The organism is Roseibium aestuarii, assembly GCF_008477545.1.
Taxonomy (GTDB): domain Bacteria; phylum Pseudomonadota; class Alphaproteobacteria; order Rhizobiales; family Stappiaceae; genus Roseibium; species Roseibium aestuarii.
Map to the genome: position 1 here is coordinate 779,623 of NZ_VORA01000002.1, position 13,226 is coordinate 792,848.

The 13,226-nt window shown below is 65.3% G+C and carries 12 protein-coding genes; 8 read left to right on the plus strand and 4 right to left on the minus strand.

Going from position 1 to position 13,226, the window contains the following annotated elements:
• Positions 1–54: 54 nt before the first annotated feature.
• From FR728_RS12080 to FR728_RS12090, 3 genes are read right to left on the minus strand one after another with little or no spacing between them, the layout of a single operon-like run.
• Positions 55–1,116: an ABC transporter substrate-binding protein gene (locus FR728_RS12080; RefSeq protein ID WP_149892901.1), complete on the minus strand. Its 1,062-nt coding sequence runs from the start codon at positions 1,114–1,116 to the stop codon at positions 55–57.
• Complete coding sequence (locus FR728_RS12085) at positions 1,113–2,516, minus strand: sensor histidine kinase (RefSeq protein ID WP_149892902.1); 1,404 nt, start codon at positions 2,514–2,516, stop codon at positions 1,113–1,115. Before FR728_RS12085 ends, FR728_RS12080 begins: the two co-directional genes overlap by 4 nt.
• Positions 2,509–3,180: a response regulator transcription factor gene (locus tag FR728_RS12090; RefSeq protein WP_149892903.1), complete on the minus strand. Its 672-nt coding sequence runs from the start codon at positions 3,178–3,180 to the stop codon at positions 2,509–2,511. Before FR728_RS12090 ends, FR728_RS12085 begins: the two co-directional genes overlap by 8 nt.
• A gap of 192 nt (positions 3,181–3,372) precedes the next feature.
• On the opposite strand from FR728_RS12090, the gene FR728_RS12095 reads away from it, so the two are divergent.
• The 3 genes from FR728_RS12095 to FR728_RS12105 all read left to right on the plus strand — a co-directional run bounded on the left by FR728_RS12095 (position 3,373) and on the right by FR728_RS12105 (position 6,474).
• Complete coding sequence (locus FR728_RS12095) at positions 3,373–4,362, plus strand: Bug family tripartite tricarboxylate transporter substrate binding protein (protein ID WP_149892904.1); 990 nt, start codon at positions 3,373–3,375, stop codon at positions 4,360–4,362.
• 129 nt (positions 4,363–4,491) lie between these two features.
• Positions 4,492–4,923 (plus strand): tripartite tricarboxylate transporter TctB family protein, encoded by a 432-nt coding sequence (locus FR728_RS12100; protein WP_149892905.1) that lies wholly within the window; start codon positions 4,492–4,494, stop codon positions 4,921–4,923.
• 12 nt (positions 4,924–4,935) lie between these two features.
• Complete coding sequence (locus FR728_RS12105; protein ID WP_149892906.1) at positions 4,936–6,474, plus strand: tripartite tricarboxylate transporter permease; 1,539 nt, start codon at positions 4,936–4,938, stop codon at positions 6,472–6,474.
• A gap of 88 nt (positions 6,475–6,562) precedes the next feature.
• Here the strand turns inward: FR728_RS12105 and FR728_RS12110 are convergent, their stop codons facing one another.
• Positions 6,563–7,225 (minus strand): TetR/AcrR family transcriptional regulator, encoded by a 663-nt coding sequence (locus tag FR728_RS12110; protein WP_149892907.1) that lies wholly within the window; start codon positions 7,223–7,225, stop codon positions 6,563–6,565.
• 131 nt (positions 7,226–7,356) lie between these two features.
• On the opposite strand from FR728_RS12110, the gene FR728_RS12115 reads away from it, so the two are divergent.
• Genes FR728_RS12115 through FR728_RS12135 form a run of 5 tightly spaced genes read left to right on the plus strand, consistent with a single transcriptional unit; the run spans position 7,357 to position 13,064 of the window.
• Entirely contained in the window at positions 7,357–8,253 is an 897-nt protein-coding gene (locus FR728_RS12115; RefSeq protein ID WP_149892908.1) for a shikimate dehydrogenase, read from the plus strand.
• A 22-nt stretch (positions 8,254–8,275) separates the two neighbouring features.
• Positions 8,276–9,283: a DctP family TRAP transporter solute-binding subunit gene (locus FR728_RS12120; RefSeq protein ID WP_149892909.1), complete on the plus strand. Its 1,008-nt coding sequence runs from the start codon at positions 8,276–8,278 to the stop codon at positions 9,281–9,283.
• Positions 9,284–9,340: 57 nt separating this feature from the next.
• Complete coding sequence (locus FR728_RS12125; RefSeq protein WP_149892910.1) at positions 9,341–9,871, plus strand: TRAP transporter small permease; 531 nt, start codon at positions 9,341–9,343, stop codon at positions 9,869–9,871.
• A 3-nt stretch (positions 9,872–9,874) separates the two neighbouring features.
• Positions 9,875–11,149, plus strand: a complete 1,275-nt coding sequence (locus FR728_RS12130; protein WP_149892911.1) for a TRAP transporter large permease — start codon at positions 9,875–9,877, stop codon at positions 11,147–11,149.
• A 19-nt stretch (positions 11,150–11,168) separates the two neighbouring features.
• Positions 11,169–13,064 (plus strand): bifunctional sugar phosphate isomerase/epimerase/4-hydroxyphenylpyruvate dioxygenase family protein, encoded by a 1,896-nt coding sequence (locus FR728_RS12135; protein ID WP_149892912.1) that lies wholly within the window; start codon positions 11,169–11,171, stop codon positions 13,062–13,064.
• Positions 13,065–13,226: the final 162 nt, after the last annotated feature.

Below are 13,226 nucleotides of genomic sequence, written 5' to 3' on the forward strand. Positions count from 1 at the left end.
TGACCTTGTACCGACCCTATCGCGAAATCGGCAGGCTGGGAACGCAAGCCCTCGTCACGGGCCGGGGAAAGTCGTCCGCCACCGGCGCAGGAAGGCCTGACGGGTCCGGGCATCCAGACTGACGAGCAGGGTCGGCGACAGCTCAATGGTGCGCTGTGCGGAGACCGGAAGCCCCTCGCCCCCATCCGCTTCCCCGTCCAGCAGCGGCGAAATCAGCAGGGCCTTGCGCAGGGCAATCTCGCCGCGCGTGGAGAGCAGAAACTCCAGGAACCGCGTCGCGTCCCCGTAATGCCGCGCCTCCTTCTGGATCATCAGCGCGCGGGACAGCACGAGCGTGTAATCCGTCGGCAGCACGATGCCGATGCGCGGATCCTCGGCCTGATAGCCATGAGCATAGGATCCCAGCACGTTATAGGCGATGAGATAGGTGCCCTCCGCCACTCCGGCGATGATGTCGTAGGAGCAGCAGGTCGAGACGGCGCCCGTCCGACTGAAGGCTTCCTGAAGCGCCCCGAAAGTGGTCGCCTCGTGGGAATCGGCGAAGGCAAAGAGATAGCCGAGCCCCGAGGCCTCCACATCATAAGTTGCCACATGGCCGACGTAGCTCTCCGGCTTCTGGCGCAGCAGATCGAGCAGGTCGAAGCGCGAACGTGGGATGTCCTCCACCGGCAGGGCCTGCTTGTTGTAGACAATCACGGCCGGCTCCCGGGTGATGCCCCACAGCTCGTCGCGCCAGCGCAGGTCATCGGGAAGCCTCTCGGTCAGCACGCTGCGATAGGGCTGGCCGCAGGCGTCATTCACCAGCTTGACCATCTGATGCACGCCGGAGCTGATCACCACATCCGCCCCCGGCTGACCAGAGCGGCACTCCGCCATGGTTGTCCGGTAAAGCGTGTTGGAGCCCCACTGCTCGTAGCGCAGGCTCAGGCCCGGAACTTCGGCAACGAAGGCCTCCAGCACCGGATCGAACACGGCAATATCCGTGGTGGACCGCACGATCAGCGTCCGCCCCGTTCCCTCGGCCCCATAGGTTCGCACCGCTTCCTGCGCCGCAGCGGACTGAACCCCGCAAAGAAGGGACAGGACCAGCGGCACCCCGGCGATCCAGGATCTCATGAGCGTGCCTCCCCGGCCGGATCGAAGACCAGGACGGCCCGGAAGCCATCGCCCGCGTCCTTCTCCATCACCAGCCGCCCGCCAAAGGCATCGGCAACCGAATGGGCGATCGCCAGTCCGAGCCCCGAGCTTCCCTCGCGCATCCGCCCCTCCGGCGTGTTGAAGCGGGTGCCTGCGCCGCGCAGGATTTCGGGCGCAGGGCCGTTGCCGCAATCGCGCACCCACAGCACCGCCTTGCCATCTTCCATGCCAGCGCCCACGGTGACCGGCGCCCGGCCATGGGTGAGCGCATTGTTCAGAAGGTTCTTCAGTGCCTCATGCACGCTGGGCGGATCCGCCAGCACCGGAACCGGGTCGGGCGGCAGGTCGAGGCGCACCTCGGACTGGGGCGCCAGCACGCTGTGGTCATCCTCTTCGCAGACATCCAGCGCCACGTCCCTCAGATCCAGCCACTGACGCCGGGCGCTCTCGCCCCGGTGAACCACGAGCGCCCGGGCCAGAAGCTGGTCGAGCAGACGGCCGAGCCGGACGGAGCGCGTGTGGATCCGCTCCACGATCCGCGCGCGGCGTCCCTCGTCCTCCTCGCCGGCCAGAAGATCGGCCTGAGCACGGAGGGCGGCAACGGGTGTGCGCAACTGATGCGCTGCATCGGAAATCAGGTGCCGCATCGAGCCCATCTGCCGGTCGAGCCGATGCATGAAGCGGTTGGCCGCTTCCACCATCACGGCAATGTCCTTAGGCAGGCGCGTGTTCATGGGCGTCAGGTCATGGGGATCGCGCCGCGACAGTTCGGCTGCGATCCGTTCCAGCGGCTTGAGGGCCGAGCGCACCACCACCGCGGCCAGAAGCATCATGGCCGCACCGGTCGCGGCCACCACGTAAAGCGCCTTGCGGGTGATATCGAGGGCGAGGTCATTGCGGGCGCGCAGCGTGTGGCCGACGATCACATTCACCGTGCCGTTGAGGGTTCGCTCTGCAAAGCGGCGGCTCACCACCGCGAAGCGGGCGGGCTCGCCGAAGAAATCCGCATCGAAATAGTCCGGCGTGCCGCGCCGGCCCCGTGCCTCGGGCAGGGAAATCTCGCCATATCCCGTCAGCGTCTCGCCGCGCACGCCGATCACCCGGTAGCCGATCCGGTCCTCCGGCGCCAGTGCCAGCAACTGGAAGGCCGACACCGGAAGCGTCACGGCCAGCCGTCCATCCTGCACGGAGACCGCCGAGGCGATGTTGTTGGCAGCTCCCAGCAGCAGACGGTCATAGGCCTCTTCCGCAGCCTCCCGGCCATAGGTGAAGGCGGCGACAGAAACGATACCGATGCCGATGAGCAAGATGGAGAGAACCCCCAGCGCGACGCGGGCGGTGAGGGACAGGGTGCCCAGAACGGCGCGCCGCTCAGCCATCGATGTCCAGCCTGTAGCCGAGGCCGCGCTGGGTGGCGATACGCACGCCGGTCTCACCCAGCTTCTTGCGCAGGCGGGCGATATAGAGCTCGACCGCATTCATGCCCACGTCCGTTTCCTCGAAGCTGAAAATGCTCTCGAAGAGCCGCTCCTTGCTGACCACCTTGCCCCGGTTGCGCACCAGAACCTCAAGCAGGCTGATCTCGCGCCGGGTCAGCGGCAGCGGCTCGTCATCGAGCCGAAGCGTCCGCGCGCCGGGATTGAAGCGCAGACGCCCGAGCGCCACTTCCTCGGACTTCTCGCCCGCCTCGCGCCGATAAAGCGCCCGCACCCGGGCCTCGAGCTCGCGATGGTCGAACGGCTTGACCAGATAGTCATCCGCGCCCCAGTTGAGCGACGAGACCCGGTCATCGACGGAGAACTCGGCCGTCAGCATGAGGATCGGTGTCCGCTCGCCCCGTGCGCGCATCTCCCGGAGCAGGTCTGTTCCCAGCCCATCGGGAAGGTTGATGTCGAGGACGATCACGTCATAGCGCTGCACGGCAACGCATTCGCGCGCCTGCTCCAGGGTCCGCGCCAGATCGCACGCAGCCCCTGCCCGCTCCAGCCGGATCATGATGGCTTCCGCCATATCATAGGTGTCTTCGACGAGCAAAAGACGCAATTCGGCTCTCCTCCGCCCTTTCTAGTGCCAAGACAGCGCCCCCCATGCAAGCACCTTGCGCAGGGGTGACAGCTTGATGACAGTTTCTCTCGCTACTCTCTGCCCCATCCCCACCGGGAGGACGCCGTGATCGCGGCCTGGTGGAATAAGGAAGCGGGCCACTCGGACCCGCAGCATGTGGAGGAACACATCATGACATTCAAAACGAGCCGCGCCCTGCTGGCGGCCGCCTTCCTTGGCGCGTCTTCGCTCTTTGCCCAGGCAGCCGACTTCATGCCGGAAAGCCCCGAGTGCATTGCACCGGCCAACCCGGGCGGCGGCTGGGACTTCACCTGCCGTCAGGTCGGCAAGACCCTTCAGGACCTCGGCCTCATCGACAAGACCATGCAGGTCGTCAACCTCGCCGGTGGCGGCGGTGGCGTGGCCTATGCCGAAGTGGTGAACAAGCGCAATGACAGCAACGACCTGATCGTTGCCGCTTCGTCCGCCACCTCCACCCGTCTGGCCCAGGGCGCCTATCCGGGCAACACCATGGAACAGGTCCGCTGGGTTGCGTCCGTCGGCGCCGATTATGGCGTGATCGCCGTGGCTGCCAACAGCCCGATCAACACCCTTCCGGAACTGCTGGAACAGATGAAGACCGATCCGGCCTCCATCGCCGTTGCCGGTGGCTCCGCCGTGGGTGGCTGGGACCACCTGAAGGTCCTGATCGCAGCCAACGCCTATGGCATCGATGACGTTCGCAAGGTGAAGTACATCGCCTTCGATGGCGGCGGCGAAGCCGTGACCCAGCTGCTGGCCGGTTCCGTCCAGGCCTTCACCGGTGACATCTCCGAAGCCAAGGGCTTCGTGGACAGCGGCGACATCAAGGTTCTGGCCGTGCTCTCCCCCGACCGTCTGCCGGGCGAATTCTCCAAGTTCGGAACCGCCAAGGAACAGGGCGTTGATGCCATCGGCGCCAACTGGCGCGGGTTCTACGCTCCGGGCGGCATGTCCGACGAAGCCTACAACGCCTGGGTTGCCAAGATCGGCGAACTCTACGCCAGCGACGCCTGGAAACAGACCATGGAAGCCAACGGCCTCGCTCCGCTGGACCTGACCGGTGAGGACTTCCAGAAGTTCGTGGGCGAATCCGTTGCCCAGATCCAGCAGATCTCCCGCGAGATCGGCATCATCAAGTAAGCCCTTCGGGCCGATGACCGGGGCCGGACGTTGCAGCCAATGTGACTTCCGGCCCCTTTTTCAAACAAGAACAAGCAACAAGAAGGGAAGGCTCCCCTGCAGGCGGAGCCTCCGGAGGGAGAGCGTCCAATGAGTGACCGCATATTCGGGGCGATCGGTCTGCTGCTGGCCGCAGGCTATGCCTGGGCCGCGCTGATCATCGAAGAAAGTTTCCTGTCCGACGCCGTGGGCCCCAAGGCCTTTCCGCTCATCATCGCCGTTGTGCTGGCGCTGGCGTCGCTCGCCATCTTCCTCAAACCGGACGCCGATCCGCACTGGCCGTCCCTCGGACGCCTGCTGGAGATCTTCGCGGCCGGTGGCGTGATGGTTGTCTATGCCCTGGCCCTGCCCGAGCTCGGCTTCGTGATCGCAACCGCGCTCGCCGCCGGTTACCTGACCTGGCGCCTCGGCTCCGGCGCCCTCGGCTCCGTGGCCACCGGCATCTGCACCTCGCTCGGCATCTATGTCGTCTTCCATCTCGTCCTCGGCCTGTCCCTGGCCAAGGGCCCCCTCGGTTTCTGACGGAGCGCCTCGATGGACACCCTCTCTTCTCTCGCCGATGGCTTCGTCATCGCGCTGACCTGGCAGAACCTTCTGCTGGCCCTGCTCGGCTGTTTCCTCGGCACCATCATGGGCGCCCTGCCCGGCCTTGGTCCGTCCAACGGCGTGGCGATCCTCATTCCGCTGGCCTTCACCCTGGGTCTCGGCGCAACGCCCTCGCTGATCCTGCTGACCTCGGTCTATTACGGCGCCATGTATGGCGGCCGCATCTCGTCGATCCTGCTCAACATCCCCGGTGACGAACCGGCGATGATGACCTGTCTGGACGGCTATCCCATGGCCCAGAAGGGTCAGGCCGGCGAAGCCCTCTCGCTCTCAGGGATTGCCTCCTTCGTCGGCGCATTCCTGGCCACCTGGGGCCTGATCCTGCTGGCCCCGCAGCTGGTGAAGATCGCCCTGCTCTTCGGCCCGGCGGAATATTTCGCCCTCTTCACCCTGGCCTTCGCCACGCTCGGCGGCGTTGCCTCCACCAATCAGGCCAAGACCGCCTTCGCCGCAGCTCTCGGCATCGGCCTCGCCATGGTGGGCGTCGATACCCAGACCGGCGTGCCCCGCTTCACCTTCGGCGAAGTCCATCTTTATGACGGCATCGACTTCCTCGTCGCCATCGTCGGTCTCTTCGCGCTCTCGGAAGTCTTCATCTTCCTCGAGCACCGCCACGGCAATTCCGACGCGGCCGGCAAGAAGGTGGAGATCGGCCGCCTGATGCCCAGCTGGGCCATGCTGAAATACTGCACCCCCACCATGCTGCGCACCAGTCTCCTCGGCTTCCTCGCAGGCGTGCTGCCCGGTGCCGGTGCTTCCCTCGGCTCGTTCATCTCCTATTCCATGGAAAAGCGGCTCGTCGACAAGGAAGGCACCTTCGGCACCGGCGATCCGCGCGGCGTGGCCGCTCCGGAAGCCGGCAACAATGCCGCCGCCGGTGGGGCACTGGTCCCCATGCTCGCGCTCGGCGTGCCCGGCTCCGGCACCACCGCCGTTCTGCTGGCCGTGCTGCTGGCTCTCAACATCACCCCCGGCCCGCTGCTCTTCACCCAGCAGCCGGACGTGGTCTGGGGTCTGATCGCCGCGCTCTTCATCGCCAACTTCATGCTGCTGGCCCTGAACATCCCGATGATCGGCATGTTCACCCGCATCCTGCTGATCCCGCCGCGCATCCTCATGCCCATCGTGGCCATGGTGAGCTTCGTCGGCATCTACGGCATCTCGGGCTCGTCCTTCGACCTTCTGGTCATGGTCGGCTTCGGCATCATGGGCTGGGTCCTGCGCAAGCTGGACGTGCCGCTCGTGCCCGTCATCCTCGGCACCCTTCTCGGCAATGCCATGGAAAGCAATCTCCGCCGCGCCATCAGCATCGACAATGGCGACTGGTGGACCCTGATCGACAGCCCGCTGTCGGCGTCTCTCTGGGCCGTTGCCGTCATCGGCTTCGTTCTGCCCATCGTCCTCGGAAAGGTCCTCAAGGGCCGCATCAAGATGGCCAAGGACGAGGAGGGATCGGTCACCGACTGACCTCCCCGTCCCCCGAAAACTTCAAAGGCTCGCCGATCCCCCCCTCGACGAGCCTTTTTTTTGCGACTGCGACGCGGCGAAGTGGTCGTCAGGCCCGGACGAACCCCAGCACCGCTTCCCGCGCATCCTGACGGGCCAGCTCCTGCCCCGCCTCTCCGAAAAGCTGCTTGCCGAACAGCAGCGAGAAGGTCGCCTGGTTGGAGACGTTGAAGAAGCTGATTGCGGAAATGATCCAGTGGATGCGCAAGGGAGACAGACCCTTGCGGAAGACCCCATCGCGCACGCCGCGCTCATAGATCTCGGCAATGTTGCGGATCGCCGCCTGGTTCAGGCTGCCGATGGTTTCCGACTGCTCGAGATACTTGCCGTCATGGATGTTCTCGATCATGACGAGCCGGATGAAATCCGGGTTGCGGCGATGGTGGTCGAAGGTGAACTCCGCCAGCCGTCCCAGCGCCTCGACGGGTGCCAGATGGGACAGCGCCAGCGCCTCCTCGCCCTTTCGCACTTCCGCATAGGCCGCCTCGAGCGCCTTCTGGTAGAGCTCTTCCTTGCTGCCGAAATAGTAATAGATCATGCGCTTGGACGTGCGCGTCTTGGCCGCGATCTCGTCCATGCGGGCACCGGACAGGCCATTGCGGGAAAATTCCGCCAGCGCCACGGCCAGGATATCGGCCTTCACCGCCTCCGGATTCTGCTTCCATCCGCTTTTGGTTTCCGTCTGGCCGGCTTCGGCTTTCTGCCTTGTCATCTGGTCTTCCCGCGTCGCTTGAGCACGCCCTGCTTAGCAGTTTTAACCGCCGGGTACAAAGCCGTTGACTCATTTAACCGGATGGTACATTTTAATCGGCAATGATATAAATCAATTGGGAGGAACCGGTCATGGGCGCCACATCCGGCACGCTGCTGGCTGGTCTCATCGGCAAGGGGATCGCACGGTCCCGCACGCCGGAGATGCACATGGCGGAAGCCGCGGCCCAAGGCCTGCGGGGGGTCTATCGGCTGATCGACACGGATGCCCTTGCGGAGCGTCTGCCGGGCGCCGTGCCCGCGCTGCCCGATCTCGTGCGCGCCGCCGAGCTCGCAGGCTTTGACGGCCTGAACATCACCTTCCCCTTCAAGATCGAGATCCTGCCGCTCCTCGACGTGCTGTCGGACAATGCCCGCGCCGTCGGATCGGTGAACACCGTCGTCTTCCGGGATGGCAAGCGCTACGGCCACAACACGGACCTCTGGGGCTATGCGGAAGGATTCCGCCGGGGCATGGAGGGCGCGGTGCGCGAAAGGGTTCTGCTGATCGGCGCCGGTGGCGCAGGTGTTGCGGTCGCCCATGCGCTCGCCGACTGCGGTGTCCGGCACCTGAAGATCTTCGACATGGACGCGTCCCGGGCCGCCGCCCTTGCCGAACAGGTCCAGGCCAACCGCCCGGGTCTCGTCGCAGAGGCCATCACAACCCTCGACGCGGTCACGGCCGCCGATCTCGACGGGCTCGTCAATGCCACGCCGGTCGGCATGGCCAAGTCGCCCGGCATGCCCTGCCCCGCAGAGGTTCTGCGCCCGTCGATGTGGGTCTCCGACATCGTCTATTTCCCGCTGGAAACCGAACTTCTGACACGCGCGCGCGCCCTCGGCTGCCGCACCCTGCCCGGCTCCGGGATGGCCCTTTATCAGGCAGTCCGGGCCTTCGAGCTCTTTACCGGTCGCCCTGCCGATCCGGTACGGATGAAGGCAAGTTTCGATGCCTTCGATACTGTTTCGCAGGAGACTGCGAACGACTGAACGTCACTTGGGAGGAACTTCAATGAAATCGATCTTTGCACGGCTTGCCGCCGGCACGCTTCTGTCTCTCGGCCTCGCGGCCACCGCTCACGCCCAGACCATCCGCGTCGCTCACGTGGATCCGGACGACTGGACCGCTTCGAAGAAGGGCGCTGCTGCCCATATCTTCAAGAACATCGTCGAAGGTGAAACCGACCTGACGGTCGAGCTCTTCCCCGCCGGCGCCCTCGGCAACGAAGATGAGCTCGTCGCTCAGGCCATGGACAACGTGACCCAGGTGGTCCTCGTCTCCGGCGCCATGTCCAAGGTCTGCAGCGCGGCCTCCGTGCTCGACATTCCCTACACCTTCTCCTCCGCGACCGTGGCGTGGAAGGTTCTGGACGGCGAATTCGGCAAGGCGCTTGGCGACCACTGCCTTGAGCAGACCGGCCTGCGCACCCTGGCCTATGGCGAGACCGGCTTCCGCAACTTCACCAACAACACCCGCAAAATCCGCAAGCCGGAAGACATGGCGGGCCTGAAGTTCCGCGTCCAGCCGATCCCGCTCTATCTGGAAATGGTCAGCGGCCTAGGCGGTGAGCCCACCCCGATCGCCTGGACCGAGCTGCCCAACGCCCTGTCCACCGGCGTGGTCGACGGCCAGGAAAACCCGGTCGGCGTGATCTACAACAACGGCCTGCACAAGCTGCAGAAGTTCATGACCCTCGACGGTCACGTCTATGCGGCCGACTTCATCCTCATCTCCGACGAGTTCTTCACCGGTCTGAGCGATGCGGAAAAGTCCGTGGTCCAGCGCGCCGCCATCGTGGCCGGCAACATGGGCCGCTCGATCCAGCAGTGGTCGACCGCTGAGGGCGTGAACAAGGTTCAGGCCGAAGGAATGCAGGTCTACTCCCCGACGGCAGACGAAATTGCCGCCTTCGCCGCCAAGGCCCAGCCGGCGGTGGTAGAGTATCTGCGCAAGGAACTGGGCGACGATGCCGAATGGATCGATCGCCTGCAGGCCGCCGTCGCCTCGGCCTCCGAATAAGGCATCTCTGACCTGCCCGGGCCCCGCGCCCGGGCAGCGTGATCGGGACATACGCACATGAACATGGTCGGTCTTCTCGCACGCCGGATCTTTGGTCTGGGCGCCGGACTGTCGATGGCCCTTGTCTTCGCCATCATCTTCATCAATTCCCTGCGCCGCTACACCGTGGGCTCATCCGTCGCCTGGGGCGAGGAACTGCCCATCTATCTCACGATCTACGGCGTGATGTTCGGCTGTGCGCTCGCCTATCTCCAGGACCGGCACATCCGCTTCACCATCCTCACCGATCTTCTGCGACCAGGGATCCGCGACCGTCTCTTTGCAGGCGTCGACCTGCTGACGATTGCCGCCGGCATCGGCCTGATGCTTTCCGGCCACGACTTTGCCAGCCGCCGCGGCCACATTGCCGCCTCCGGCCTGCGCTCCCTCGGCCAGAGCCTCGCGGAGACGACCGGCATCGAGGCCCTCGAAGGCCTCGCCCGCATCGGCACCTGGCAATTCGCCATGACGCTCGGCGGCGCCATGCTGGCGCTGGCCGCCCTGATCCGCTTCAGCGAACGCCTGACCGGCGACAAGACGGTGGCCTGACCCATGATCTACGCGCTCTTCCTGCTGCTCCTCGTTATCGGCACGCCCATCGCCGTGACCATCTTCGCCACGATCCTGGTCTTCATGGGCTTTGGCGAAGCGCCCTATTCCCTGCGCATCGTCGCAACCGAGATGTTCAAGGGGATGAACTCCTTCCCCCTGCTGGCCATCCCGCTCTTCGTGCTGGCCGGGGAAGTGATGAACGAAAGCGGCATCACCGGCCGCATCATTGCCTTTGCCAACGTGCTGGTCGGCCGCCTGCGGGCGGGCCTTGCCCTCGTCAACATCTGGGCCTCGGTGATCTTCGCCGGCCTCTCCGGCTCTGCGGTTGCCGACACCTCCGCCATCGGCCGCGTGTTCATTCCCGAAATGGAAAAGCACGGCTACTCGCGCCCCTTCGCGGCCGCCCTGACCGCGGCCTCTTCGGTCATCGGGCCGATCATCCCGCCCTCGATCCCGGTCATCATCTATGCGCTGATCGTCTCCGGCGTGTCCGTGCCCGCGCTCTTCCTCGCCGGTGTCATGCCGGGCATCCTGCTGGCGATCTTCCTGTCGGTTTATGTGATGCTGACCGTGAAGGTGGATCGCGGCAATCAGGCCGCCGACCTCGAGACCGTCTCCCGCCGCTCCGCCGTGCTCGGCGGCATCCTGCCCCTTCTCATGCCCGTCTTCGTGGTCGGGTCGATCCTTCTCGGCATCGTCACCCCGACGGAGGCCGCCAGCTTCGCCGTCGCCTATGCCCTCTTCCTCGGCATCGTGGTCTACCGCAACATCCGCCTGTCCCGCCTGCCCGCACTCTTTGCAGGCGCCATGCGCGACAGCGCGATCATCCTCATCATCATCGGTGCCGTCTCGGCCGCAAACTGGCTGCTGACCTATAACCGGGTTCCGAACCTCCTCACGGACTGGGTGCTGGGCAACGTGGACAGCCAGACCGCCTTCCTGCTGGCCACCATGGCGCTCTTCCTCTTCGTCGGCCTGTTCCTCGAAGGCATTGCCGCCATGCTGGTGCTGGTGCCGATCCTGCATCCGATCGCCGTGGGCCTTGGCATCGATCCGGTGCATTTCGGCATCCTCGTCATCTTCAACCTGATGATCGGCCTCATCACGCCTCCGCTCGGCCTGTGCCTCTTCGTCGCCGAAGGCATCGCCCAGGTCGGCATGGCGCGGCTGACCAGGGCCATCCTGCCCTTCTTCTTCGTCGAGGTGCTGGTGCTCGCGGTCCTGACCTTCGTGCCTGAGACCGTTCTCTGGCTGCCCCGCGTCCTTGGCTACTGATCGCCGGAAAGAACCTGTCATGAAGACCGCCATCGCCACCGTCACCATCGCCGGTGATCTCAAGGAAAAGCTCGAGGCCATTTCGGCCGCGGGCTTTGACGGGGTGGAAATCTTCGAGAATGACTTTCTCGCCTTCGATGCCAGCCCCCGCGACGTGGGCCGCATGGTCCGCGACAACGGACTGGAGATCTCGCTCTTCCAGCCCTTCCGCGACTTCGAGGGCATGCCCGAGCCGCAGCGGACCCGCGCCTTCGAGCGGGCCCAGCGCAAGTTCGACCTGATGAACGAGCTGGGCACCGATCTGGTGCTCATCTGCTCCAACGTGTCGCCGCTGGCTCTCGGCGGCATCGACCGGGCGGCCGACGATCTGGCGGCGCTTGGCGACGTGGCCAGGGCTCACGGCGTGCGGATCGGTTACGAGGCCCTCGCCTGGGGCCGCTTCATCAACGACCACCGGGACGCCTGGGAAATCGTCCGCAGGGCCGACCACCCCCAGGTCGGGCTGATCCTCGACACGTTCCACTCCCTCTCGCGCAAGGTGCCGAACGAGAGCATCCGCTCGATTCCCGGCGACAAGATCTTCTTTGTCCAGCTGGCCGACGCCCCGCTCATCGACATGGACCTGCTCTACTGGAGCCGCCACTTCCGCAACATGCCCGGAGAAGGCGATCTGGATGTGACCGGCTTCATGCGCGCCATTGCGGCCACCGGCTATGACGGCGTCCTTTCGCTGGAAATCTTCAACGATCAGTTCCGCGGCGGCTCGCCCCGCACCATCGCCGAGGACGGGCACCGGTCGCTGGTCAACCTGATGGATCAGGTACGCCGCACCGAACCGGACATCCGCATTGCCGTGCCCGACATGCCGCCTCCGGTCGAGGTGGAAGGCATCGCCTTCGTCGAGTTCGCCGCCAATGCCCGCGAGGCGCAGGAGCTTGGCGGGCTTCTCTCCACCCTCGGCTTCCGGCGCACCCGCCGGCACGTGAGCAAGTCGGTGGATCTCTGGCAGCAGGGCGACATACGCATCGTGATCAACACCGATCCGAAGGGCTTCGCCCACGCCTCCTACCTGACCCATGGCACGAATGTCTGCGACATCGGCCTGAAGGTCAGCGATGCCCGCGCCACCGTCGAACGGGCGCGCGCCCTGGGCGCGGCTCCCTTCACCCAGCCCGTCGGACCCGGCGAGCTGGAAATCCCGGCCATCCGTGCGCTCGGCGGCGGTGTGCTGCATTTTCTGGAAGAAGGCGGACCACTCGCCCAAGTCTGGGACAGCGAGTTCGAGCCGGTGGACAGCGAGGGTGCGGTCGCCAACGCGGGGCTGACCCGCATCGACCATCTGGCCGAGACCATGCCCTACGAGGACATGCTGAGCTGGCTGCTCTTCAACACCTCGCTCTTTGCCACAAGCAAGACCCCGATGGTGGATGTGGTCGACCCGGCAGGCCTTGTCCGCAGCCGGGCCATCGAAAACGCCTCGGGCAGCTTCCGGGTGACCCTCAACGGGGCCGAGAACGCCCGCACCTTCGCCGGCCGTTTCCTGGAGGAGAGCTTCGGCTCGACGGTGCAGCATCTGGCCTTCGAGACCGGCGACATGTTTGCGACCGTCGCCGCGCTGACCCGCAACGGCTTCCGCCCGCTGGTGATCTCCCCCAACTACTATGACGACCTCGACGCCCGTTTCGGTCTGGACGAGGTCTTCCTAGAGCGGTTGAAGACCTTCGGCATCCTCTATGACCGGGACGAGCGTGGCGGCGAGTATTTCCAGCTCTACAGCCCCACCTATGGCGAAGGCTTCTTCTTCGAGATCGTCGAACGGCGCAACGGCTATGGCGGCTACGGCGCGGCCAACGCCCAGTTCCGCATCGCGGCTCAGAAACGCCACCTGCGCCACCACGCCGTGCCCAAAAGCTGAAGGCACAAGGCACATAGCCTGCGCACCCAAGGTCACCTTCGTCACCCCGGACGAAGGCAAGGCCTGAAGATCCGGGGCCGGTGAGCCCCTGTGCTCGATGGCTGAAAAACGGAAAGAGAGAGCTCTGTGGCGCTCCGATCCCGGGTCGCGTTATCGCTTGCC